Annotated in this window: 29 protein-coding genes; 20 read left to right on the plus strand and 9 right to left on the minus strand. The window is 53.0% G+C overall.

The features are described from left to right. The first annotated feature begins 129 nt into the window (after positions 1 to 129). The gene (locus ACR42C_RS11495) at positions 130 to 1044 is read left to right on the plus strand and encodes a bestrophin family protein (RefSeq protein WP_479985162.1); all 915 of its coding nucleotides are present in this window, start codon (positions 130 to 132) and stop codon (positions 1042 to 1044) included. Here the strand turns inward: ACR42C_RS11495 and ACR42C_RS11500 are convergent. Then, on the minus strand, positions 1032 to 1580 hold the full coding sequence (locus tag ACR42C_RS11500) for a GNAT family N-acetyltransferase (RefSeq protein WP_320719543.1): 549 nt from the start codon (positions 1578 to 1580) through the stop codon (positions 1032 to 1034). The genes ACR42C_RS11495 and ACR42C_RS11500 overlap by 13 nt on opposite strands. Before the next feature lie 324 nt (positions 1581 to 1904). Between ACR42C_RS11500 and ACR42C_RS11505 the strand changes: the two genes are divergently transcribed. The 8 genes from ACR42C_RS11505 to ACR42C_RS11540 all read left to right on the plus strand — a co-directional run bounded on the left by ACR42C_RS11505 (position 1905) and on the right by ACR42C_RS11540 (position 8115). After that, a complete protein-coding gene (locus ACR42C_RS11505; RefSeq protein WP_163329390.1) occupies positions 1905 to 2048 on the plus strand; it encodes a hypothetical protein in 144 nt (47 codons plus the stop codon). Continuing rightward, a complete protein-coding gene (locus ACR42C_RS11510) occupies positions 2048 to 2635 on the plus strand; it encodes a hypothetical protein (RefSeq protein WP_479985163.1) in 588 nt (195 codons plus the stop codon). The genes ACR42C_RS11505 and ACR42C_RS11510 overlap by 1 nt, the downstream gene beginning before the upstream one ends. Positions 2636 to 2644: 9 nt before the next feature. Then, the gene (locus ACR42C_RS11515; RefSeq protein ID WP_479985164.1) at positions 2645 to 3115 is read left to right on the plus strand and encodes an N-acetyltransferase family protein; all 471 of its coding nucleotides are present in this window, start codon (positions 2645 to 2647) and stop codon (positions 3113 to 3115) included. A gap of 12 nt (positions 3116 to 3127) precedes the next feature. Continuing rightward, the gene (locus tag ACR42C_RS11520) at positions 3128 to 3568 is read left to right on the plus strand and encodes an N-acetyltransferase family protein (RefSeq protein WP_479985165.1); all 441 of its coding nucleotides are present in this window, start codon (positions 3128 to 3130) and stop codon (positions 3566 to 3568) included. A gap of 145 nt (positions 3569 to 3713) precedes the next feature. Then, the gene (locus ACR42C_RS11525; protein WP_116339894.1) at positions 3714 to 4709 is read left to right on the plus strand and encodes an alpha/beta fold hydrolase; all 996 of its coding nucleotides are present in this window, start codon (positions 3714 to 3716) and stop codon (positions 4707 to 4709) included. A 44-nt stretch (positions 4710 to 4753) separates the two neighbouring features. After that, a complete protein-coding gene (locus tag ACR42C_RS11530) occupies positions 4754 to 5494 on the plus strand; it encodes a response regulator (RefSeq protein ID WP_479985166.1) in 741 nt (246 codons plus the stop codon). Further along, positions 5491 to 6789 carry an ATP-binding protein gene (locus ACR42C_RS11535; RefSeq protein WP_479985167.1) on the plus strand — a complete coding sequence of 433 codons (1299 nt, stop codon included), beginning with the start codon at positions 5491 to 5493 and terminating at the stop codon, positions 6787 to 6789. The genes ACR42C_RS11530 and ACR42C_RS11535 overlap by 4 nt, the downstream gene beginning before the upstream one ends. Positions 6790 to 6924: 135 nt before the next feature. Beyond that, positions 6925 to 8115, plus strand: a complete 1191-nt coding sequence (locus tag ACR42C_RS11540) for a cytochrome c biogenesis protein/redoxin (protein ID WP_479985168.1) — start codon at positions 6925 to 6927, stop codon at positions 8113 to 8115. Between the two features lie 6 nt (positions 8116 to 8121). On the opposite strand, the gene tam is transcribed toward ACR42C_RS11540, so the two are convergent. Together tam and ACR42C_RS11550 are read right to left on the minus strand one after the other, a co-directional pair. Further along, on the minus strand, positions 8122 to 8880 hold the full coding sequence (gene tam, locus ACR42C_RS11545) for a trans-aconitate 2-methyltransferase (RefSeq protein ID WP_479985169.1): 759 nt from the start codon (positions 8878 to 8880) through the stop codon (positions 8122 to 8124). Positions 8881 to 8961: 81 nt separating this feature from the next. Beyond that, positions 8962 to 9546 (minus strand): GDP-mannose pyrophosphatase, encoded by a 585-nt coding sequence (locus ACR42C_RS11550; RefSeq protein ID WP_479985170.1) that lies wholly within the window; start codon positions 9544 to 9546, stop codon positions 8962 to 8964. A gap of 86 nt (positions 9547 to 9632) precedes the next feature. Between ACR42C_RS11550 and ACR42C_RS11555 the strand changes: the two genes are divergently transcribed. Then, positions 9633 to 10394, plus strand: coding sequence for a DeoR/GlpR family DNA-binding transcription regulator (locus ACR42C_RS11555; RefSeq protein WP_479985194.1), 762 nt, complete (start codon positions 9633 to 9635; stop codon positions 10392 to 10394). A gap of 32 nt (positions 10395 to 10426) precedes the next feature. Here the strand turns inward: ACR42C_RS11555 and ACR42C_RS11560 are convergent, their stop codons facing one another. The 3 genes from ACR42C_RS11560 to ACR42C_RS11570 all read right to left on the minus strand — a co-directional run bounded on the left by ACR42C_RS11560 (position 10427) and on the right by ACR42C_RS11570 (position 11822). Next, positions 10427 to 10789, minus strand: coding sequence for an NUDIX hydrolase (locus ACR42C_RS11560; RefSeq protein ID WP_479985171.1), 363 nt, complete (start codon positions 10787 to 10789; stop codon positions 10427 to 10429). A 117-nt stretch (positions 10790 to 10906) separates the two neighbouring features. Continuing rightward, complete coding sequence (locus ACR42C_RS11565) at positions 10907 to 11278, minus strand: VOC family protein (RefSeq protein WP_479985172.1); 372 nt, start codon at positions 11276 to 11278, stop codon at positions 10907 to 10909. A 100-nt stretch (positions 11279 to 11378) separates the two neighbouring features. Further along, a complete protein-coding gene (locus ACR42C_RS11570; RefSeq protein ID WP_080327072.1) occupies positions 11379 to 11822 on the minus strand; it encodes a PACE efflux transporter in 444 nt (147 codons plus the stop codon). Between the two features lie 375 nt (positions 11823 to 12197). On the opposite strand from ACR42C_RS11570, the gene ACR42C_RS11575 reads away from it, so the two are divergent. Continuing rightward, positions 12198 to 13235 (plus strand): aldo/keto reductase, encoded by a 1038-nt coding sequence (locus tag ACR42C_RS11575; RefSeq protein ID WP_116339876.1) that lies wholly within the window; start codon positions 12198 to 12200, stop codon positions 13233 to 13235. A gap of 69 nt (positions 13236 to 13304) precedes the next feature. On the opposite strand, the gene ACR42C_RS11580 is transcribed toward ACR42C_RS11575, so the two are convergent. Both ACR42C_RS11580 and ACR42C_RS11585 read right to left on the minus strand, forming a co-directional pair. Next, positions 13305 to 14486, minus strand: a complete 1182-nt coding sequence (locus ACR42C_RS11580) for an aldo/keto reductase (protein ID WP_479985173.1) — start codon at positions 14484 to 14486, stop codon at positions 13305 to 13307. 46 nt (positions 14487 to 14532) lie between these two features. Continuing rightward, the gene (locus ACR42C_RS11585) at positions 14533 to 15519 is read right to left on the minus strand and encodes an aldo/keto reductase (RefSeq protein WP_096927994.1); all 987 of its coding nucleotides are present in this window, start codon (positions 15517 to 15519) and stop codon (positions 14533 to 14535) included. Between the two features lie 212 nt (positions 15520 to 15731). Between ACR42C_RS11585 and ACR42C_RS11590 the strand changes: the two genes are divergently transcribed. Further along, the gene (locus ACR42C_RS11590) at positions 15732 to 16640 is read left to right on the plus strand and encodes a LysR family transcriptional regulator (RefSeq protein ID WP_320719535.1); all 909 of its coding nucleotides are present in this window, start codon (positions 15732 to 15734) and stop codon (positions 16638 to 16640) included. A gap of 36 nt (positions 16641 to 16676) precedes the next feature. On the opposite strand, the gene ACR42C_RS11595 is transcribed toward ACR42C_RS11590, so the two are convergent. Then, on the minus strand, positions 16677 to 17576 hold the full coding sequence (locus tag ACR42C_RS11595; protein ID WP_479985174.1) for a LysR family transcriptional regulator: 900 nt from the start codon (positions 17574 to 17576) through the stop codon (positions 16677 to 16679). 139 nt (positions 17577 to 17715) lie between these two features. Here ACR42C_RS11595 and ACR42C_RS11600 point away from each other — a divergent pair, with 139 nt between their 5' ends. From ACR42C_RS11600 to ACR42C_RS11635, 8 genes are all read left to right on the plus strand, one after another. After that, positions 17716 to 18024 carry a hypothetical protein gene (locus ACR42C_RS11600; protein ID WP_014831950.1) on the plus strand — a complete coding sequence of 103 codons (309 nt, stop codon included), beginning with the start codon at positions 17716 to 17718 and terminating at the stop codon, positions 18022 to 18024. 8 nt (positions 18025 to 18032) lie between these two features. Further along, positions 18033 to 18722, plus strand: coding sequence for a type 1 glutamine amidotransferase domain-containing protein (locus ACR42C_RS11605; protein ID WP_116339868.1), 690 nt, complete (start codon positions 18033 to 18035; stop codon positions 18720 to 18722). A gap of 84 nt (positions 18723 to 18806) precedes the next feature. Further along, positions 18807 to 19754: an aldo/keto reductase gene (locus tag ACR42C_RS11610; protein WP_479984105.1), complete on the plus strand. Its 948-nt coding sequence runs from the start codon at positions 18807 to 18809 to the stop codon at positions 19752 to 19754. 102 nt (positions 19755 to 19856) lie between these two features. Further along, on the plus strand, positions 19857 to 20108 hold the full coding sequence (locus ACR42C_RS11615; RefSeq protein WP_320719533.1) for a hypothetical protein: 252 nt from the start codon (positions 19857 to 19859) through the stop codon (positions 20106 to 20108). Positions 20109 to 20196: 88 nt separating this feature from the next. After that, positions 20197 to 20769 carry an NAD(P)H-dependent oxidoreductase gene (locus ACR42C_RS11620; RefSeq protein WP_479984106.1) on the plus strand — a complete coding sequence of 191 codons (573 nt, stop codon included), beginning with the start codon at positions 20197 to 20199 and terminating at the stop codon, positions 20767 to 20769. A 2-nt stretch (positions 20770 to 20771) separates the two neighbouring features. Next, a complete protein-coding gene (locus tag ACR42C_RS11625) occupies positions 20772 to 21791 on the plus strand; it encodes an aldo/keto reductase (RefSeq protein WP_479984107.1) in 1020 nt (339 codons plus the stop codon). 59 nt (positions 21792 to 21850) lie between these two features. Further along, complete coding sequence (locus ACR42C_RS11630) at positions 21851 to 22546, plus strand: putative quinol monooxygenase (protein ID WP_479985195.1); 696 nt, start codon at positions 21851 to 21853, stop codon at positions 22544 to 22546. Between the two features lie 15 nt (positions 22547 to 22561). After that, positions 22562 to 23365, plus strand: a complete 804-nt coding sequence (locus tag ACR42C_RS11635) for a carboxymuconolactone decarboxylase family protein (RefSeq protein ID WP_479984108.1) — start codon at positions 22562 to 22564, stop codon at positions 23363 to 23365. Positions 23366 to 23588 lie beyond the last annotated feature (223 nt).

Genomic DNA, 23588 nt, shown 5'->3' on the forward strand with positions numbered 1-23588 from the left:
AAAAAAAACATGCAGCACCGTGCGGTTTACGTTCTTCAGATGAGAAAATGCAATGTTCCGTTAACATGCTTGCAACCGTGACGGGGATCACGTTTAATAGCCACGCTCTTTTCTTGCCTGAAACTCACTATGATCGTTCGTCCTAAACAGCACTGGCTACAACTGATTTTTGTCTGGCATGGTTCGGTACTTCCTAAAATCTATACCCGACTGCTGCTCAACTTCCTGCTTTCTATCGCCGTTATTCTGATGCTGCCGTGGTATACCTCACTCGGCATCAAATTTACCGTGGCACCGTTTAGCATTCTCGGCGTGGCAATTGCTATCTTTCTGGGTTTCAGAAACAACGCCTGTTATTCGCGCTACGTTGAGGCTCGCCTGCTCTGGGGGCAACTGATGATAGCGGCACGCTCGCTGTTTCGCGAGGTAAAAAACACCTTGCCTGACGATAAGCACCTGGGGGAGTTTGTCCGCCTGCAGATCGCCTTTGCCAACTGCCTGCGCATGACCCTGCGCCGGGACATGGACGCTGAGCAGCTCTCTCGCTATCTGGCTCCGGACGCTTTACGTCAGGTAATGGGCGCCAACTCGCCGGCAAACCGTATTTTACTGATCATGGGGGAGTGGCTGGCCGTACGGCGGCGTAACGGGCAACTCTCAGACATCCTGTTTCACAGCCTGAACAACCGTCTGAACGATATGTCCATCGTCCTTTCCGGGTGCGAGCGCATTGCGACAACGCCAGTGCCGTTTGCCTATACGCTGATTTTGCACCGCACGGTGTATCTCTTCTGCATCATGCTGCCGTTCGCGCTGGTTGTGGACTTGCACTACATGACGCCGTTTGTCTCGGCGCTGATCTCCTACACCTTTATCTCGCTGGATACCCTGGCGGAAGAGCTGGAAGACCCGTTTGGCACAGAAGATAACGACCTGCCGCTGGACGCCATCTGCAACATGATGGAACGCGATCTGCTGCAGATCAACGATGAAGAGAACATTCCGGAAAGGCTGATGCCGGATAAGCACTATCAGCTGACCTGACGGGCATTCCACTCGTCGCGGGTGATCTCCCACAGTTCGGAGTCCAGCATCCCGCTGACGTAGGCTTTCTTTTCCGTTCTGATAAGCCGCATGCCGCTGCTGTCTGAAAAACGACGGGAGCGGCTGTTCGCGGCGGCCTTCGGCGCCCGCAAAACGGGTTTGTTCAGCGTATTAAACCAGTAATCCGTCGCCGCAATGCTGGCCTCACGCATATACCCCTGTCCCTGAAACTCCGGCGCCAGCCAGAATCCGCGGTTATTATCGTCAACGTCATACAGGCAGATAATACCCATCAACTCATCCGGCACCTCGCGACGGCGGATGCTCCAGAACCAGGCAATCCCTTTTGCCATATCCGGCAGCGCGACGTTGTTGACATAATTTTCCGCGCCGTTATCCGGGTAGGGCCAGGGCACTGTAGAGACCATATAGCGGACGATCTCCCAACGCGGATACAGCTTTTGAATCTGAACCGCATCTTCGGCAACCAGCGGTTTCAGCAGGAGACGTTCTGTCGTGAGTGTCGGTATCGTCATCTGCGGATCTCCATATTTAAGCGTTATGTTTTTGTTTGCGTTCTGGTATTTTCACTTCTATCACATTCTGTTTAGTTGCGTTGTAACTTATTTACTACCAAAATTTTGCTCTGCAGATCTCTCGATTACCGTCAGATTAGTTGGGTTAACCTACCCACAAACATAAGGAGTAATGTATGGTTTTGCCTGGAATGAATCCTGAGAAAAATCTACCCGGATATGATTATGCTCGCATGGCAGGTTTTGGAGCTGCGGATTTCGATTTCAAAGCATTGGGTTCCGCAATGGACTGTAATCGCGAATTCACACAAGCCGGGATCATTTATGCTGATGGAGCTCAACGATACCTGGTTCGTTCTGGTCAGCGTCATCCTAATGGTCAAAGTGGTATTGGTTGCGTCACCCGGTAACATACCACGGACGGGTAAATACATTATCGGTACCATTCAGTCGCTGGCGGTATTCTGATGAGCTTTCTGAGTTTTTTAACCGGACGCGTATTCCAGGATTTCCTGCTGCATGGCAAAGAGATAGAAGAGGCTGTTGCTCGTCGTGATAGCCGCCTTTTAAACCATTCCACTCCCAAGCTGGAACGGTATTTTTCCCGGCCGCTCAGCGAGCTTCCGCGTCAAAATCCTTATCCGGTAGCGGCGCTGTTACCTCTGTTTTTAGTGGCATTTGCATTAAACCTTTTGCCTTTTCTTCACGCATTGCCGGGCTTATCGCCATTACATCATGCACTGAGTTTTTTCATACCATCATTAACAATGACAGGCGTGCTCATTGCGATAAGCGTACTTCTGGCCCGTGGAAAGACGTCTGGATTGTTGGGGTTTATGGCCTTGTTCATCATTCTGCTGATAACGACCCTCGTTCAGGCGCTCCATATACTGCTTTCTCATGACGGAAGTCTTTGGCCACTGGTCATCGCATTTTTTGCTCTGCTACTTTGTCGGATGGTGATGAACAGCAGAGGCTTTGTGCTGTTTACGCTCTATTGTCGCACTCAGCGTCTTGCCAGACTGGCACGCGAAATGCGGCTAAAAAGCCATTAATGAGGTGATATGACGTTACGAACTGCTCAACCCCAGGAAGCCGAAATACTCTGGAATATACGCAATCAGGCGATTCGTCACGGCTGCAAAACCAGCTACGACGCTGACGTGATTGCACGCTGGACGCCGGATCTGATGCCCGAGCATTACCGTCAAACGATCATTCAATACCCTTTTTACGTGGTGGAAGACGAGAAGGGCGTCATTGCGGCAACCGGCTACCTGGATCTTGATACCCATTGCCTGGAGGCCATATTCACCTTGCCCTCAGCCACCGGGAGAGGCATGGCGACCCGGATTATCAAGGCGCTTACAAACGAGGCGCGCAGTCGGGGAATCACCCGCCTGAGGCTTGATGCAACGCCTAACGCCCAGTCCTTTTATCAGAAACTGGGGTTTGTGACGCTGCGCGAAAACTATCATCACTCGCGTATGGCGGGGGCTGATTTACGCTGTTTTGAAATGGCAATCGACTTGTAATGTGAGGAACGCATGGCTGTCACGGTAAGACCTCTCCGCGAAGACGACTATTCCCAGTGGCGACCGCTGTGGGATGGCTATACCCATTTTTATGATTGCTACCTTGACGAGCCCGTCACCGCATCGACATGGGAAAGGGCGCTTTCAGCGCATTCTCCGATGTTCTGCCGCGTGGTAGAGAAAGACGAAAAGGTCATCGGTTTCTCAATGTGTGTTCTGCACGAGGGAACCTGGTCAACCGCGCCCATTTGCTATCTGGAAGATCTGTTTGTTGATGCCGACGAACGCGGCGCGGGAGCGGGTAAGGCGCTTATTGATGCCCTGATAGCGGAAGGCAAGCGTGAAGGGTGGTCAAAACTGTACTGGGTCACCCGGGAGAACAATCCGGCACGTAAACTCTACGATCGATACGGTGACGCTGACGATTACGTCCGCTATCGAATCTCTCTGTAAGGCAACAGCGCCTGTGTTTGTATCACACTGTATCTGCATACCGGATACATACGCAGGCTTGCAATAAACCCGCTTTCGCACATATCCGCTATACATTGCAGTGTTGTTATATCCCCGTGAATTGTACTCAACCGGAGATACCAACATGTTCAGCAAACTCGCTTATTCAACGCTTGCTCTCACCGTTTCCCTTGGCACCGTCATGTCATGTCAGGCCGAAGTCACCGGCACTAACTTCGCGGCGGCTTTCGATCGTCCACAGCAAATTAACGCAGGCGATCTTAACGTCGGGTATGTCGACATTGGTCCTAAAGACGGCCAACCGGTTATTTTATTACACGGCTGGCCCTACGATATTCACAGCTACGCTGAAGTCGCGCCTGCGCTGGCGGCAAAAGGCTACCGCGTGATTGTACCTTCCCTGCGCGGCTACGGCACTACGCGTTTCCTGTCTGCAAAAACACCGCGCAACGGCCAGCCTTCCGCAATGGCGAAAGATATCGTGAACCTGATGGACGCCCTGAATATCAAGCAGGCGGTATTTGCAGGCTATGACTGGGGCGCCCGTACGGCGGATATCGTTGCGGCGCTGTGGCCAGAACGCGTTAAGTCGCTCGTTTCGGTGAGCGGTTATCTCATCAGCAGCCAGCAGATTGGCAAACAGCCGTTGCCGCCAAAAGCGGAGCAGCAGTGGTGGTATCAGTTCTATTTCGCCACCGAGCGTGGTGCTGAAGGCTATGCCAAAAACACCCATGACTTCGCTCGTCTGATCTGGTCTCAGGCCTCGCCTGACTGGAAATTTAGCGATGCAACCTTCAACGCCAGCGCCAAATCCCTTGATAACCCGGATCACGTTGCGGTGACGCTTAGCAATTATCGCTGGCGCTTAGGGCTGGAAAAAGGCGAGCGCAAATACGACAGCTACGAGCAAAAGCTGGCCACACTGCCGAATATCACCGTTCCAACGATCACCATCGAAGGCGGAAACAACGGGGCGCCGCATCCGGCACCGCAGGCCTACGCGGGTAAATTTACCGGTAAATATGAACACCGTACCTTCGGCGCAACCGTGGGGCACAATCCCCCTCAGGAAGATCCGCAGGATTTCGTCAAGGCAGTTGTTGACGCTGACAAACTCTGAAATGTGCTATTTTCAATACGTTACCCTTCGGTCTGGAGATTTCGGTGGAGCATATTGATCATATCCTTGTCGTCGATGACGACAGGGATATTCGTGAACTGATTATCGACTATCTCGTTAAGTCCGGTTATCGCGCCACTGGCGCGGCAAACGGCAAAGAGATGCGCGTCGTGCTGGATAAGCAGCATATCGACCTGGTGGTGCTGGACGTTATGATGCCCGGCGACGACGGGCTTACGCTGTGTCGGCAATTACGCAGCGGCAAACACAAGGATCTGCCTATTCTGATGCTGACGGCCCGCAATGAGGAGACGGACAGGATCCTCGGTCTGGAGATGGGCGCGGATGACTACGTGGTGAAGCCGTTTGTCGCCCGCGAACTGCTGGCACGTATCAAAGCGATTTTACGCCGTTTTCGCACGATGCCGCCCAATTTACAGGTCACGGAAGCAGGGCGGCTGGTGACGTTCGGTGAATGGCAGCTCGATACCGTTGCCCGCCACCTGATTGACCCGGAAGGGGTAATCGTGGCGCTCAGCGGGGCAGAATATCGCCTGCTGCGCGTTTTCCTTGACCACCCGCAGCGGGTGCTGACCCGCGATCAGCTGCTCAACCTGACGCAGGGGCGTGATGCCGAACTGTTTGAACGCTCAATCGATCTACTGGTTAGCCGGGTTCGCCAGCGTCTGAATGAAGATGCCCGCACGCCCGCGTATATCAAAACCGTGCGCAGCGAGGGCTACGTTTTTACCATGCCGGTCACCATCAAAGAGGCTAACGAATGACGCTCTGGCCCCGCTCGCTGCTGGCCCGCTTGCTGATCGTCGTGCTGCCCGGACTGTTGCTGGCCAACGCCCTGAGTCTGACGCTGGTCATGATTGAGCGAATGCACAGCGCCCGAACGGTGATGCTCGGTAATCTGGAATACGATGTCGCGACCAGCGTGGCTATTTTAGACCGCTTACCCGCCAATGAACGCGCGGCCTGGCTGCCGCGACTTGAACGCGGTAACTACCGCTATATTCTGGGGCCGGGAGAACCCGGCAACGCGCCGACGGATAAGCGTTCGCGGGACGCCATCCGAACCTTAAAAGCGACGCTTGCGGCACGGTATCCGCTCAGCTTCACTGCCGTTCCCGGCGCCATTTCACACATCCAGGCGCATCTCACGTTACGCGATGGCGCGCCGCTGACCATCGATCTGATCCCACGGATGCCGCCGGTCGCCAGTTGGCTGCCCGTGGTTCTGATTCTGCAGCTGCTCGTGCTGGCTGCCTGCTCCTGGATCGCCGTGCGGCAGGTGGTACGGCCTTTTTCGCAATTTACCCGCGCGGTAGATTCCCTGGACCCGGCCGCCAACACGCCAATGACGGAAAAGGGGCCGGTTGAGGTGCAGCGTGCAGCGCATGCCTTCAACGCGATGCAGGCGCGAATTCAGTCCTATCTCAGGGAGCGGGCGCAGATCCTGGCGTCCATTTCGCACGATCTCCAGACGCCCATTACCCGCATGAAGCTTCGTGTTGAGATGGCCGAACAGCCTGAACTGCGCGACAAGCTTTTAAACGACCTTGATAATATGACGCGTCTGGTGCGGGAGGGTATTGCGTATGCCCGGTCATCTGAATTGCTGGAAGAAACCTCGCTGAAGCTTGAGCTGAATGCCTGGATAAACAGCATCGCCTGCGATTATCAGGACATCGGTAAAAACGTGCAGTTTCAGGCAGGTGAAACCCGTTTGCCCATCGTCACGCGTCCTCAGGCGCTTCGCCGGGTGATGACCAATCTGTTGGATAACGCCCTGAAATTTGGCGAGTACGCCACCATTAGCATTGATGACTCGACTACCGGAGAGGTGACCATTCACATCATGGACGGCGGGCCGGGTATACCGGATGCCGAACTGGAGGCAGTATTACAGCCGTTTTATCGTGTGGAAACATCACGCAACCGCGATACCGGCGGGACAGGCCTTGGCCTGGCGATCGCTGCGCAGCTCACCGCACAGCTGGACGGAAAGCTGAAGCTGGCAAACCGCGCAGAGGGCGGGCTGGACGTCTCGATTACACTCCCGCGCCGTTAATTGTACGGCTTTGTATCTTCCGGAAAGGGCGATACAGAGCCAGACAAAAACCACGCTTTTACACATATCCTGAACACATCCGCACGATGAAATAACCTCACTGCAGCGTCGCAGGACTTGTATTGTGAGGTGTTTATGTTTCTGATAATTGCTTTTCTGGGCGGGATGATAAGCCTGCTCAGTCCATGTACGCTCCCGGTTATTCCACTCCTGTTCGCCGGTTTTCAGGGGCAGCGGCGGCACATTCTGGCGCTGCTCGCGGGGATGATTGTCATGTTCACCCTGGTGGCGATGGTGGTCACCGTTGCCAGCGAGTGGATAACAGACGCAACTATCATCGGGCGCTGGATTGCGCTTATCGTTCTGGCCGCGGCCGCGCTGGCCTTAATTTTTCCTGCTTTTGCCCAGCGTATTGCCGGGCCGGCTGTCAGCGCAGGAAATGTCCTCAACGCCCGAAGCGGGCAAACGCGCGGTATGGCATCGGCATTTCTGGCCGGGCTTGCGGTCGGGCTGCTCTGGTCTCCCTGCGCGGGACCGATCCTGGGCGCCATTTTCAGCATCAATATTGCCGGACATTCGGCCATTGCCACAGGCGCTTTGCTGGCCGCCTATGGTAGCGGCTGCGCGCTGATGCTGGGTTTACTCGTTCTCGGAGGCCGCACGCTGATGGCGCCGCTGAGAGCCAAATCGGCGCTGATGGAAAAGCTACGTCAGGGGGCAGGCGTGGTAATGTTAGCGGCCGTCGTCTTTAACGCAACGGGGATGACGTCTTTTCTGCAGGGCGCAAACGGCGTCGCGGATCGCCTAGAAACCGCGCTGCTGAATCTGGCCAAACCTGCCACGCAGCCGCCGAAGCTTCAGCCGGTAGTGATGACCGAGCCCAGCAGCCAGCTGCCTTCATTAAGTGGTGGGACAGGGTGGGTGAACGGTGACCCTGTCACGTCTGAATCATTACGCGGGAAAGTGGTTCTGATCGATTTCTGGACCTGGGACTGCATTAACTGCCAGCATACGCTTCCGCACGTGCGCGACTGGGCAACAAAATACCAGTCTCAGGGCCTGGTCGTCATAGGAGTACACACGCCTGAATATCCCTGGGAGAAACCGATCGCCTCGGTGAAAAACGCGGTAAATAAATGGCAACTCCCGTACCGGGTTGTAACGGACAACAACTATCAAATCTGGAACGCTTTCGGCAACCAGTACTGGCCCGCACACTACTATTTCGATGCAAAAGGCCAGCTGCGCTATACCGTCTTTGGTGAAGGTGATTATGAGCAGCAGGAAAAAGTTATTCAGCAGCTGCTCAAAGAGGCCCGTTCATAGCCCCGTTCAGGGCTGACGCTGGGCAACGATAAATAGCCGAGGAAAAGCCAGCAGTATCTGCCCGTTTTCCTGGAGTGGATACTGCTCTTCCAGCAGTTCGTGATAGCGTTTCAGGAAACGTTTCTGCTCGCTCTCGTTCAGATCCTGGAGCCACGGCCGCAAACCGGTGGCGCTGACCCAGTCAATGATGGCCTGGTGCGAGCTCATTTTATGGAAATAGGTTGTCCGCCAGATATCCACATCGCAGCTGGCCTCCGACAAGATATCGTAATAGGCATGCACGCCTGGCAGCGGTTCGCGGCCGCGGTCAGGATAGTCCTGCTCCAGCGCCACTTCGCGCATCGCCACGTGCGTGGGTTCGAGCCAGTTATCCGGCATCTGGATCGCCAGTACGCCATTTAGCGCAAGCAGAGAGACCAGATGAGGCAGAAGATCGTAATGGTCAGGAACCCATTGCAGCGAAGCATTGGCATAAATCAGACTCAGCGGCTGGCCAGGCTTGTACTGGCGGATATCGGCCTCAACGAACTGGCAGCCGGGCAGTGCACTACGCGCCTCTTCCAGCATGGCAGGTGAGTTATCGACGCCGACGATCTGAGCTTTCGGCCAGCGATGGTGCAGCAGCGCCGTGCTGTTGCCCGGCCCGCAGCCCAGATCGGCGATGGTGGCTACGTCATCGAGGGGAATTCTGGCAAGCAGCTCAGCGGCGGGGCGCGTTCGTTCGGCGCCATATTGCAGGTAAAGCGAAGGGTTCCAGTCGGCCATCTTCAGATCTCCGTTTTGCGTGTTTCAGCAAGGATAGCACAGGCCGACACCTGCACCGGGGCAGGCGTCGAAAGCGGCAGGTTACAGAATGCCTTTTAGCGCAATATGATAGAGCAGCATGATGGTTTTTCCGTCGACGATCTTGCCCGTATCAATTGCCCGCAATGCCTCTTCAAAGGGCATTTCCAGTACGTCGATATCTTCTCCCTCCGCTTTGATACCGCCGCCTGCGCTGGTTTTGTCCTTCGGATGATACTCGGCAAGATAGAAGTAGAGTTTCTCCGTAACGGAGCCAGGGCTCATATAGGCTTCAAAGATTTTCTGCACGCTCGACACGTTAAACCCGGTCTCTTCTTCCGCCTCTGCTTTAATGCGGCTTTCCGGATCCATGTTATCGAGCAGGCCGGCCGCCGCCTCAATCAGATCGTCCTCATGGCCATTAATAAAGACCGGGAAGCGGAACTGGCGGGTCAGAATCACCGTTTTTTGGTCACGGTTGTAGAGCAGGATCGTGGCGCCATTCCCCCGGTCATAAACTTCACGCGTTTGCCGCTGCCATTCGCCATCGCGTCTTTGCAGGTCAAACGTATATTTTTTAAGTAAGTACCAGTTATCGGACAGCGTTTCACTGTCAATGATGCGCACATCTGCACGTTTTGATTGCACGTTTCATCCTCCTTACGTAGAGTAACTATCAATAACAGCATTAGCGTGCAGTTTCAAGATTAAACATGCAACATCAGGAATCCATGATGCTCACCAGTCAGCGAAAACAATTGATCCTCGAAAAGCTCGGCACCGAAGGTCAGGTTCAGTCAAAAGCGCTAAGCGTTCTCTTCGACGTCTCTGAAGACACCATCCGACGCGATTTACGCGAGCTGGCGGCAGAAGGGCGTTTACAGCGAGTTCACGGCGGCGCGCTGCCGTCGTCTTCCGCTATTGTGCCTTTCGCGGAACGACAGTCCGTCAAAATGGATGCCAAAAGAAAGGTGGCGCAGAAGGGAGCGCAGCTGATCTCTTCGGGCCAGGTGGTGATCGTTGACGGAGGAACGACCACCTCAGAGCTAATAGCCCTCTTACCGCATGACCTGCGTATTACCGTGGTGACGCACAGTCCGAGCATTGCTCTGGGGCTTGTTAATCATCCTTCCATCGAAGTGATTCTGATCGGTGGCCGTTTGTATAAGCATTCGATTGTGGCCGTCGGCGCGGCGGCTATTGAAGGCATTGAAAACATTCATGCGGATCTGTTCTTTATGGGCGTGACCGGCATCCATCCGGAAGCAGGGCTGACGACCGGTGATTTCGAAGAGGCGTGCATCAAACGTGCATTTTCCGGCAGAGCCGCGGAGACGGTTGTCCTTGCGTCGCCGGAAAAAATAAACACGGCGTCATCATTTGTAATAGGCGATGTGTCACTGGCAAATACGATTGTCGTCGAAGGCGATACCGATCGTGGCTGGGTGAATGCGGTATCGGAAAAAGGGGTATCGATCGTGCTGGCTACCGCGTGAGCCAGCCAGAACACTGGCTGGCGCAGGCACCGTTAAGCCTGAGGTATGCTTTCAAGTGCGGTATAAATCGTGAGGCCGTGTTTACGGGCAACCTCTATGTCCATATCCGCGCCCTGAGACGCGCCGGCAATACGATAAATCGCATCGCATTTTGCGATGAGCCGGTGCGCAACGGGATACAGCATCGATTCTGCGACCTCATCGGCTACAGACTTCGAGCCCGCGGCCTTCGCCAGTGGAAGCGCCAGCCATTCACCAATCACCGGAACGTGGCCGAGCTGGTAAACGGCTAATGCAGCACGTTCAAGACGGGCAAGATTGTCATCAATGCGGGACTGAATGCCATCGGTACCGCTCCGATAGGGGCCAGCAATCAAAATCAGCTGTTGCGTCATATTCACCTCGTTAAGTGTTTTTGCATGATGTTGCAGGTTTGCGTGTCACATTACGGGGATAATAATCGGCACTATCGTGCAATATCAAGCATTATCATGCATGTTTACGAAGTTAAATTATTCCTCCTCGGGGGCATGGCATACCGCTTCGATATTATGACCGTCAGGCGCAATGACAAATGCTGCATAGTAATTTTTGCCGTAGGAGCGCAATCCCGGTGCGCCATTATCGCGTCCGCCTGCGCGCAGCGCGGCATGGTAAAAGTCATTAACCTGCTGGCGTGTCGTGGCCACAAAGGCCAGATGAAGCGGAGCAGGTTTATCATTCGACTGAAAAAGGCAAAGAGAAACGTCGCCGGAACTCATTTCGACGCCATAGTCAGGAGAGTCTTCATCGACGAGTTCGACACCGAGCGGTTGAAGCGCCATGAGGAAGAAGGCTTTACTTTTCTCATAATCGCTGACGCCGAATTTCACATGATCAAACATTATGGACTCCTCAAAAAGTGATAACGAAATGGGAAGTATAGAAAGAGAGTGGAGTCCAATGCGATCAAGGGGTTGTGAATGTGACCGATATCAAGATTCGCTACACAGCAGACCGTTTCCGCCCAACGAATGTCCAACGCAGGTAATCATAAAGCCAGTTAAAGAGCATCGTGTATGGCAGGAAAAACAGAACAAGGCCAATCTCAACAAAAAATGCCTCAGCGATCGTTAAATCCAGCATGAACATGGCTACAGGAATTAAGGAGACGATAAGGCCCGTTTCAAAACCAACCGCATGGATGGCGCGAACGAGGAATGTTCGTTGAAACTGATGTTTTTTCTGCAGGGAGTCAAAGAGCTTATTGAAGACAAAATTCCAGGCCGTTGCGGTAAGTGCGGATATCACGGACAACGAACCGGACTGGAGTACCGAAACGTTCATCAACCATGCAAGAGACAGTGCGATAATGACGTTGGCCGTCACTTCAAAAATGACAGCGTGGAAAATCCTTTCTTTAAAGCTTTTATCGAGTTCAATTTCCATAAGTCTGCGGGAGCGATGGTCAAAGGCTTGAGTATATCAAACGTTTTTTAACCTTGTATAAACGTAGGAGTTGGCAGCTCACAAGCTTTCTATAACCAGGGCAATCACGACCGTAGAAAGGCAGATTTTTCCTGCCTCCATCTTAGTGCGCATAATGTATATTATGTTAAATGACATCTGATAGTTAATCACGGGCCGATACATCAATCTGTTACTAATTCTGACCTCCCTCTTGCTTCTCGTCTTTCACTGTCGATTACGAGGATTTGTGAAAAAAACTCAAAACACCATTCGATGGCGCATGCTGTTTCCCTTCATGTCTGTGCAATACCCTGTCACATACAGAATTGCTGGCAATAAAAGAAGGAACACAGAATGAAGTATGTGAATCTGGGTCGTAGCGGTTTGCAAGTCTCCCGTCTTTGTCTCGGTTGTATGAGCTATGGTGAACCTGAACGTTTGCCTCAACCCTGGTCCCTGGATGAAAAGGCGTCACGTCCGCTCATTCGTCAGGCGCTTGAAGCGGGCATTAATTTTTTTGATACCGCGAATATCTACTCGGGCGGAAGTTCTGAAGAGATCACTGGTAAAGCGCTGAGAGAAATGGCCAGACGCGATGAGATCGTTGTGGCGACAAAGACCTTCTTTCCGTGGCGCAACTCACCCAATACCGGGTTTCTTTCCCGCAAGGCCATTTTCCAGTCTATTGACGATAGCCTGATGCGCTTAGGTATGGATTATGTGGATCTCTTTCAGATTCACCGCTTTGACCACTCCACGCCTGTTGAAGAGACCATGGAGGCTCTGCATGACCTCGTTAAATCAGGAAAAGTACGTTACATCGGCGCATCATCTATGGAAGCCTGGCGCTTTGCAAAAATGCAGCATACTGCAGAGCGTAACGGCTGGACCCGATTTATTACGATGCAACCGCAATACAACCTGCTTTACCGGGAAGAAGAGCGCGAGATGTTGCCCCTGTGTGAAGACCAGGGCGTTGGTGTGATCCCCTGGAGTCCGATGGCACGCGGCAGGCTCACGCGCGACTGGAGTGTCACGTCCCGACGAACGCAAAACGATGCCTTTGCGTTAAAAATGTATGAGAACGCAGCCCTTCTGGATAAGCCCGTTATTGATGTCGTTGCCAGAATTGCCGAAAAGCACGATGTGCCAAGAGCCCATGTTGCAATTGCCTGGTTGCTATCAAAAACGGTCATCACAGCACCGATCGTAGGCGCGACAAAACCAGAACATCTTTCTACGGCTATCAGCGCGCTGGACTTTTCACTTAGCGATGCCGAAATCATGGAACTCGAGGCACACTATCTGCCGCACCCCGTCGACGGGATCATTCCCCCGCTTCCGGATACGCCACCTTCACTCACGCCGCCTTCAGCAATACAGGACTGTTAATGCCCTACCCTGGCCCGGCGTTGCCGGGTCTCCCTGGCCACTGATGTGAAAAAAGGTGGCCATCACCGTTTAACTTTTATCAAACTGACTTTCGGTAAACGGATCTGCGCGACCGCCCTGCAATGGGATCCTGGCAAGCGCTGCATCGATTTCGCGTAACTCGCTGTCCGTCAACCGGACTTGCGGTGCACCGCGATTTTCTATCAGGTGCGGATATTGCGTCGTACCCGGGATAGGGACAATCCATGGCCGCTGTGCCATAACCCACGCCAGCGCGAACTGAACCGGAGTGGTGTTTTTGCGACGGGCCCACGACTGCGCGAATTCAAGCAGTACCATGTTTTTGGCCAGGGCATCGGGCTGGAAGCGTGGCAGGTTATGCCGCCTATCTGTGCTGTCGAACCGCTGATCTGGATTGACTGCCCCGGCAAGGAAACTCCGGGCGGTCGGGCAGTAAGGTACGAAGCCGATACCCAGCTCTTTGAGCGTTGGAAATATCCTCGTCTCCGGTTCACGCCACCACATGGCATACTCACTCTGTACTGCAGTCACAGGGAGTACCGCATGTGCGCGGCGGATTGTCCTGGCACTCGCTTCCGACAGTCCCCAGTGTTTCACTTTACCCTCCTGGATCAACACCTTCACGGTTTCCGCCACATCCTCGATCGGCACATTAGGATCGGGGCGATGCTGATAAAGAAGATCGATGTGGTCCGTTTTCAGACGCTTTAGCGAGCCCTCTACGGCGCGGCGGATATGGTCAGGATGGCTGTTGAGTGAGGTTGGCTTCCCCTCCTCCACGCCGAAACCGAACTTAGTGGCAATCACCACACGATCGCGAACGGGGGCCAGTGCTTCCCCGACAAATTCTTCACTGAGATGGGGGCCATACACCTCGGCAGTATCAAAGAACGTGATGCCTTGTTCGAAGGCGGCCCGGATGAGCGAAACCATGGCTTTACGATCGCGCGGACCACCGCCGTAATACCCCACCATAGGCAGACACCCGAGTCCCATGCTGGAAACCTCCAGCGAGCCGAGTTTACGCGTGGTTAAGGTCTCCTTCTGGACGGGAACAGCATCCGAAGGGGCGCTCGACGTGTCCTGACCAGCCGGTTTAGCCATCACGGCTCCGCTCCTGCCAAGGGTGGTAGCGGCCAACGCCAGACCGGCGCCGGCGATCAGAAAATTGCGACGATCCCAGGAAGCGGGTACGGAAGTAGAATGCTGGTCATGCATCATCTTGCTCATAAACTGGAACTCCCTATAGCGAAGAAAGGATTCATTAATTTGGGCATTACCAGGCATAAGCCTGGGGCGCTTCTCCCCCGGGGCCGGGCCAGATTTCGTCGAGACAGCTCATGGTGTCGTCTGATAGCGTGATTGTTGTTGCGTGAAGCGCCTCCCGGAGTTGTTCCGCCGTACGAGGCCCGATAAGTGGAGCAGTAACGACAGGATTCTGCAGGAGCCACGCAAGCGCCACATCGGAAGGGGTTTCGCCGAGGTCCTCACATAATCCTTCGTAGGCTTCCAGCTGCGGACGATACTGTTCGATTAGACGGGCAAACGCGGGCCTCGCACGGCGCCCGCTGGCCATCTTTTTCAGTACGCCGCCAAGCAACCCTCCGGCAAGTGGACTCCAGGGAATCAGTCCCAGGCCAAAATGACGGCATGCGGGAATGACCTCCAGCTCAACAGTTCGGGCAGTCAGATTGTAGAGACTTTGCTCAGCAACCAGGCCCAGGGAATGACGGGCCGTGGCAACTGACTGCGCAGTCGCAATGTCCCAGCCTGCGAAATTGCTGCTACCGATATAAAGCACTTTTCCCTGCTGAACAAGGAGCTCCATGGCCTGCCAGACCTCTTCCCATGGTGTATAACGATCGATGTGATGCATCTGATAGACGTCAATATGGTCGGTCTTAAGCCGTCGCAAACTGTCCTCGCAGGCCTTGCGAATATGGTAAGCAGAAAGACGGCGATCGTTCGGACCTGGTCCCATAGGCTGATAGGCTTTCGTCGCCAGAACGATACGGTCACGGCGGCCACCCTGCTGGAGCCAGCGACCAATAATCTCTTCGGACAGCCCCGAACCTTGCTGGATATCGGGTGATTGCTCGGTGCCATACACGTCTGCTGTATCAATGAAATTGATACCCGCCTCAAGCGCTTCATCCAGAATGCGGGCGCTGGTTTTCTCGTCGGTGACGTCACCAAAATTCATGGTTCCGAGACAAAGGCGGCTGACTTTCAGGCCGGTGCGGCCAAGATGCGTATAGTTCATACACGGCTCCGTTAGGTGAATATTCCGCCCTGACCGACGGCCAGAGCGCATAATTTTCAAGAATAACGAAGCACAACGTGTTCAGTGAGAGGCGATGAGTGGATGGACTTGTGAAATAAATTCAGCAACGGATTAGCCCTGGTCGGTCTATGGTGTATATCATTTCCGTATCAACGCATTCGGGCCTTAACGCACAAGGAAAACGATTCTGTATGCAAATAAGCAGAGCTGATGTCGCCGATCTCATTTATTTCATGGCTATTGCACGTCATCGCAGTTTCAGCCGTGCGGCGATTGAATTAGGTGTCAGTGCATCAGCGCTTAGTCATGCCCTGAAGGGACTGGAAACAAGGCTCGGGGTTCGCCTGCTTAATCGCACGACCAAGAGCGTTACCCCTACGGCTGCAGGTGAAGAACTGGTTCAGTCTGTCCTTCAGCCTTTCGACAAGATAGAAGGCGCGCTTGAATCGCTTAACCGGTATCGTAATACGCCTACCGGGCGTATCCGCATCAATGCTGCCGTTGAAGCAGCCAATCTTTTGCTTGCACCGGTTATGCCCGCTTTTATGGATCGCTATCCCGATATTGAAATCGATATTGTGGCCAGCAACCGTATGGTTGACGTCACTGATGCGGGCTTCGATGCCGGTATCCGCTATGGTGGCACCGTCCCGGAAGACATGGTTGCCCGGCGTTTATCTGCCGATATTCGCTGGGTTATCGCAGCATCCCCCGACTACCTTGAACGCTACGGAACGCCTGAACATCCTGATGATTTATTGCACCATCGCTGTATAAGCAATCGTCTCGGCGACGATCGGATTTATCGCTGGGAACTTGAGCGAGATGGCGAAACGTACCAAATCACTGTGCCTGGCTCAGTGACGGTCAACCAGGCTGAAACGGGTCTTGTGGCCGTATTAGGTGGAGCCGGCCTGATGTATTTTCCGGAGCCTCTTGTTGCACCCTGTGTGAAGGATGGACGGCTCCGCCTGGTGCTTACGGAATGGTCCCCGCTGGAGGAAGGTTTTTATATCTATTATTCAAGCCGCCGGCAACTGCCGACCGGGCTTCGCCTTCTGATTGAGTTCATACAGGAGGCCAGGCCGCTGGAGCTGTGAAATAGCGCTTCCATACGGGACGATGCGTTATCGTCTTTATCGCCCCGTAGCGAATATCAGAAAATCAATCAGGGCCTTCACTCTTTTCGTTTTACCCGCATTTTTAGGGTAATAGAGATAGACTGGCGGGTAGGTTTTCCAGTAACTCTCCATCACGGGGATAAAGTGCTCCCTGTCGGGCTGTAACTGCCAGATGGGTTCAAACAGGCGTCCAATTCCCAGCCCGTTACGGATCCCGTCAGCCATAACGTCGATATCGTTACTGATTAACTGCCCGGGCATCTCAACCGTCAACTGCTCTCCGCGGTCGTTAAGAATCAACGGAAGGATGCGGTTGTTCGTAATAAAACGGTAGCCAATCAGCTTGTGTTGACTGAGGTCAGCCGGCACCTCGGGCATTCCATACTCGCGAATATAAGCTGAGGATGCATATAACCCTTCACGAAAGGGTTTCATTAACGGCCGCGCCACCACCCCACCTTCGAGAATATCGCCAAAACGGATCCCAAGGTCAAAACGCTCTTCGATGATATTCACGGTACCGTCGTAAACCGATATTTCCAACTGTATACCCGTGTATTGCTGACAGAATTCCGCCATTGCAGGCTTGAGAATTAACAGATAGGCAAAACGCGAGAGCGTAATTCTCACCACACCAGAGGGCTCCTGATTCTGGTCGCGAATGCTTTCAAGCGAATTTTCCAGCGACTCCACCGCCGCGGCGGTCTGTTCCAGCAACAGCTGCCCGGTTTCTGTCAGCTCAATACGGCGGGTCGTACGCACAAAAAGCGGATGGCCAATATGCTCTTCCAGCAATTTAAGCGCATTGCTGACGGAGGGAGGCGTAATTTCCAGTTTTCTTGCGGCTGCCGAAATATTGCCCTCACGTGCAATGCTCTGAAAGATGCGTATCTGGTTATACAGGGCGTTATTCATAATGTGTTCCTTAAGCAATCACTGCTTAATTATTAAGTACAGCCTAAAGATGCTTAAGTCAATGCCCCTCTAATCTTCGTGAAATTCGCCTCTTATACTTTTATCTCTTTCTACAACAACCTGAGTTCAGGAGACTATGATGCGAATTTTATGTCTGGATATCCCCGCACCTGGAGCATCGCTGGAAAAATATGCTCCACACCTTAACGCTGAAGCGCTGCACGCCTGGGGATTGTATAAATCCGGCTTCATCCGCGACATTTACTTCCGTCAGGACAGACCTGGCGTCGCTATTTTTCTTGAATGTGACTCTGTCGATGAAGCGATGAACGTAATGGCCGAATTCCCGCTGGCAAAAGCAGGCTTATTAAGCTTTGAGTGCATTCCGCTTGGCTCCTTTATTAACTGGGAAAATCTCTTTGCCGCTGAATTTAAAAATAAAGAGTGAGGCCCGATATGAAACCTGCAGATAAACCCGTGCTGTGTGTCGTTTCCAGCCATCCGATTAAAGGCGCATCCGGTGTACCAACCGGTTTTTTCCTGGCTGAGCTGACGCATCCGCTGAAAGTACTGGAAGATGCCGGACTAAAAACGACGATAGCCAGCATTCGCGGGGGACAGCCGCCGGTGGATGGATTTGACCTCAGTGACTCTGTCAACGCCTGGTTCTGGAACGAAACCGATTTTCAGCAGCGCCTGGCCACAACGCCTTCGTTATCCGAGCTGAACGGTACCGATTACAGCGCCGTTTTCTTTGCGGGCGGGCATGGAACCATGTGGGATTTCCGCGACAGCCAGGATGCCCAGCGTATTATCCGCGAAGTGTATGAAAGTGATGGGATTGTCTCAGCCGTCTGCCACGGACCTGCGGCACTGGTTGACGCAAAGCTCAGCAGCGGCGAATACCTGGTGAAAGGCAAAAACGTGGCGGCCTTTACCAACAAGGAAGAGGAAGAAGTTCACACCACAGATGTGGTTCCCTTCCTGCTTGAGACTGCACTCCGCGAGCATGGCGCGCTTCATCATGAGGCCCCGAACTGGTCTGAAAACGTGGTTACCGACGGACGCCTTATCACGGGGCAGAATCCCGCTTCAGCGCACGGTGTGGGTGTGGCGCTGTTAAATGCCCTCCGCCAGCCAACTTAATTCATTCATCTGTCTTTCACCGTTACTCACCCTCTTTGGCCGGTTTACGTCAGCAACGTTCCGGCCTTTTTTCAGGAGCTGAATATGAAATCTCTTCCTTCAGTCGCGCTCGGCACATGGTCCTGGGGCACAGGCTTTGCCGGTGGCGACACCGTCTTCGGCAATCATCTTTCTGATACTCAGATGGCAGACGTGTTCACCACGGCCATGAGTAAGGGTCTCAATCTTTGGGATACCGCAGCAGTATATGGCATGGGGAGTTCCGAGGCAGCGCTGGGAGCATTAGTCCGTCAGTTCCCCCGCGAGGATATGATTTTATCCACCAAATTCACGCCGCAGATTGCGAACGAACAGTCAGCACAGCCTGTCAGCGATATGCTTGAGGCCAGCCTCGGACGCCTGGGCGTGGACGCGATTGATATCTACTGGATCCACAATCCCCTCGACGTTGAGAAATGGACGCCAGGACTGATCCCACTTTTACAAAGCGGTAAGGTCAAACGCGTCGGGGTTTCCAACCACAATCTGGCACAAATCAGACGCGCCAACGAAATCCTTAACGCTTCCGGTTATTCCCTCAGTGCAGTACAGAATCATTACAGCCTGCTCTATCGCGCCTCTGAAGAGGCCGGGATCCTTGATTACTGCCGACAAAATAACATCACGTTCTTTGCTTACATGGTCCTGGAGCAAGGCGCGCTCAGTGGTCGTTATGATTCAAATCATCCCATGCCTGCCGGGAGTGGCCGGGCCGAAAGTTATAACGCAGTACTGCCGCAGATAGAAAGATTAACCGCCGCCATGAAAAAAATGGGAACTGAAAGGAATGCCAGCGTGGCACAGATAGCCATCGCATGGGCTATTGCAAAAGGTACCCTTCCCCTCGTTGGTGCGACTAAAGTCCATCACGTTCTGGACGCCGCCTGCGCTTCAGACATCCAGTTACGCGATGAGGAAATCATCCTGCTGGAACAAGTCGCCACAGAGACCAGAGTCGATACACGAGGCGCCTGGGAAAAACCGATGGTGTAAACCCTGTCCGGGACAGACTGTCATGAATGACACTCACGAACGGGCTGTTCCGGGCGATCCTAATCTGCATCACTTTTACTGCTTTGTATGAAGAGTGAGAATATGAAAATCATTTGCCTCGAAGAACATTATCTCGACAGCGAGTTAGGGCGAGCGTGTATGCCTGTTGCGCTTGAGCAGGCACCTTTCCTTGGCGACTGGGGGAAAACCGTCGCTGATGGTCATAATCCTGACCGAAGCCAACCGCAGATAGAAAAGAATGCGCTGATAAACGCGAAAGGCGCTGATTTGGGAAGCCGCCAAGGGATATGGGGGCACAATGAGATCAATCGACCATTATTAGTTTTTGTCTAAAAGTGAATGAGCCTTTACTGCTCTAAAAAAAATAATGGTGTCACTCTATACTGGGTTAAAAATCCACCAGCCTCTTTAACGTATTGAAATGAAAAATATCCTTGTTATTTCAGGTCATCCTGAGCTGAACCATTCCGTCGCCAACGCCACTATCCTTGATGAAGTGGCAACCGCCCTTCCCGATGCTGAAATTCGTCGTCTGGACTGGCTCTATCCGGACGGCAAATTCAATATCGCTGCGGAGCAGGAAAGCCTGCTCAGGGCCGATGTGATTGTCTGGCAGTTTCCTTTTTCCTGGTATGGGCTGCCCGGGTTAATGAAACAATGGCTGGACGAGGTCTTTGTCCACGGCTTCGCGCATGGCTCAACGGCGAAACTGGGCGGTAAAAAGCTGATCCTCTCCTTCACTACAGGGGCGCCACAGGCGCTCTATACCGCTGACGGTTTCTTTGGCCATGCCATTAAAGAGTATCTTATTCCGTTCGAGACCACGGCAAAACTGTGCAATCTTGAGCTGCTGGCGCCGGTTTATACCTGCGGTATCAGCTATGCCGACCGGGATGCCGACAAAATCGCGCAGCATAAAACGCTTGCCCGGGAACATGCTTCAAGGCTTGTCGATCTGCTCAATTCCGTCGTGAATAATCCAGAGGGAGAATAACGATGCAGTATACCCGGCTCGGTAAAAGTGACTTACTGGTCTCCCGCATCTGTATGGGATGTATGGGGTTTGGCGACCCGTTAACGGGCCAGCATCGCTGGACGCTGGACGAAACAGCAAGCCGGGACATCATCCGCTACGGTCTCGAAAAGGGTATCAATTTTTACGATACCGCCATCGCCTATCAGAACGGCTCCAGTGAGCGATACGTTGGCCGGGCGCTGCGGGAGATGGCAAAACGCGAGGATGTGGTGCTGGCCACCAAGTTTCTGCCGCGAACCGCCGCGCAAATTGCCGCGGGGATCGGCGGAAAAGAGGCAATAGCCCGATCGCTCGACCAGAGCCTGCAAAATCTGGGGATGGACTACATCGACCTCTACATCTACCACATCTGGGATTACAACACGCCCGTTATTGAGGTGCTTGAAGCGCTTCATGCCGCCGTTACTGCGGGCAAAGTGCGCGCTATTGGTATTTCCAATTGCTATGCCTGGCAGCTTGCGAAAGCGAACGCCCTTGCCGAACGCGAAGGGCTGACGCCCTTTGTTTCCATGCAAAGCCACTACAACCTGATTATGCGTGAAGATGAACGAGAGCTCTTCGGTCTGTGCGCTGAAGATGATATCGCCATGACCCCCTATAGCGCGCTGGCCAGCGGTCGTCTCTCCCGGAAAGAAGGCCACACGCGGCGAGCCACGGAGGATGATTATGCGCGCGGGAAATATGACAGCACGGCTGAACAGGATCGGCTCATTATTGAGCGTGTCGCCGAACTTGCCGAACGGCATCAGGTGTCCATGACGGAAATCTCACTCGCCTGGCTGCTGACAAAAGTCACGTCACCTGTCGTAGGGGCCACAAAAAAAGATCACGTTGATGGCGCGGTAAACGCCGTAAATCTTCAACTGAGCCCGGAGGAAATCCGGTTTCTGGAAGAAACCTACCAGCCGCACGTTCTGACGGGGATCATGGCGCAAAACACGCCGCAAACGAAAGACGTTAAGCAGGTCTGGACGCGGTAGCAAACAGTAATTTCAGTAAAAGGATCAACGTGAAAAAGCCCCTTATGTTTTTAATTTGTATGCTAATAAGCATCCCTGTCTTTGCAACAAAACCGGACACGCAGAATAAGCCCGTGATGAATATCTTCGAGCTTGGCGTCAGACCCGATCGGGACAAAGTTTTTGCAGACGTGGCCAGGCAGACGATTTCCGCTTCGGTTGATCATGAAGCAGGTACGCTGGCGATGTACGCCCTGCAACGAAGCGACAATCCACGTCAGGTATTCGTGGTCGAACTCTATGAAAACGAGAGTGCTTACCGCAAACATCTGAATGCTGAACCGTACAAGGCATTCGCTGCCCGGGCACCTGACATTATCGATCGGAAAAATAAAATCACTCTGGAGCCCCAATTTCTGGGGGACAAATACATCCTACCGAATGAGCGAACCATTAATAATCTGGTGATCGTTGAGGTAAAGCCTGAATTTCAGACCGAATTTAAAAACATCGTTCTGCCTGAAATGGCTGAGTCGCTCAACGTTGAGAAAGGCGTGTTAGCCATGTATGCCGCTACAGACTCACAGACGCCAAACCGCTGGTATTTCTATGAGGTTTACGCCAGTGAGGAAGCGTATCAACTGCACCGACAAACGCCACACTTCCGGGACTATCTCAGGCAAACGGCGCATATGAGCGCCAGTAAGGACGCTATCCCGGTAAAACCGGTATTTCTTCGTAACAAAGGCGGAATCAAACAGGATCCGCACCGTTGACCAGTGAGGATTAACATGAAAAGCGTAATTGCAGCGGCGGCCATGTCGCTTGTTATTTCTGATTTTGCTAATGCTGAGGAAACAAGAGGTAAAGCTATGATGAAAATTGAACCTTCAGCGATTCCTGAAGCTGATATTCGTTCTGTCTCACCGGCTCTTGCCCGCTTTGGTCGAGAAGCTATTACTGAAGATCTGTGGACACGCGATGCCCTCTCGCCCAGGGATCGTAGTATGGTGACCGTCGCCATGCTAATTGCCAGAAACCAGCCTGGCGACCTTAAGCACTATGTAGACATTGCCCTTGATAATGGCGTTTCGCCAGCGGAATTGTCAGAAATCATTACCCATCTGGCGTTCTACTCAGGTTGGCCAAATGCCATGTCAGCAGTCAGCGTGACCAAAGCAGTATTTGAATCTCGTGGCGTCACGGCAGATGCACTTCCTGACGCTTCTCCGGACCTGCTTCCTCTCAATCAGGAAGCAGAAAAGCATCGTTCAGAGACAGTGGAAAAAAACGTGGGACCGATATCACCTGGTCTGGTTAAATTTACTGCTGACCCACTGTTCCTGGATCTCTGGCAAAGACCCGCGCTGAAACCCCGCGACAGAAGCCTGATTACGGTCAGCGCGTTAATCGCATCTGGACAGAGCGCGCAGATTGGCTATCACCTCAACAGAGCGATGGATAATGGACTTTCTGCTGAGGAAGCTGGGGAGATCGTTACCCAAGCCGCGTTTTACGCTGGCTGGCCAAACGCATTTACCGCTGCTCCTGTTGTCGGAGAGGTATTAAGCAATCGCTCATCGAGTAAAAGGTAATATTACTTAACACGAAAACCTGACGTACATCATAAAATTAGAACGAACAGTTCATGAACTAACAGACGTAACATCGAGTGATTTCTGGACAGCGTTTAACACAGTTATGAACCAAATTTGAGTTCATAACTGTGAATTTGAATTAGCATTTGATAAATATACATTTAAAACAGTTTGTTATGCTGTTACTGGTGCTGAGATTAATTATGTATATTCCTCAAAC

The sequence above is a fragment of the Enterobacter sp. MG-EB028 genome, assembly GCF_056673305.1.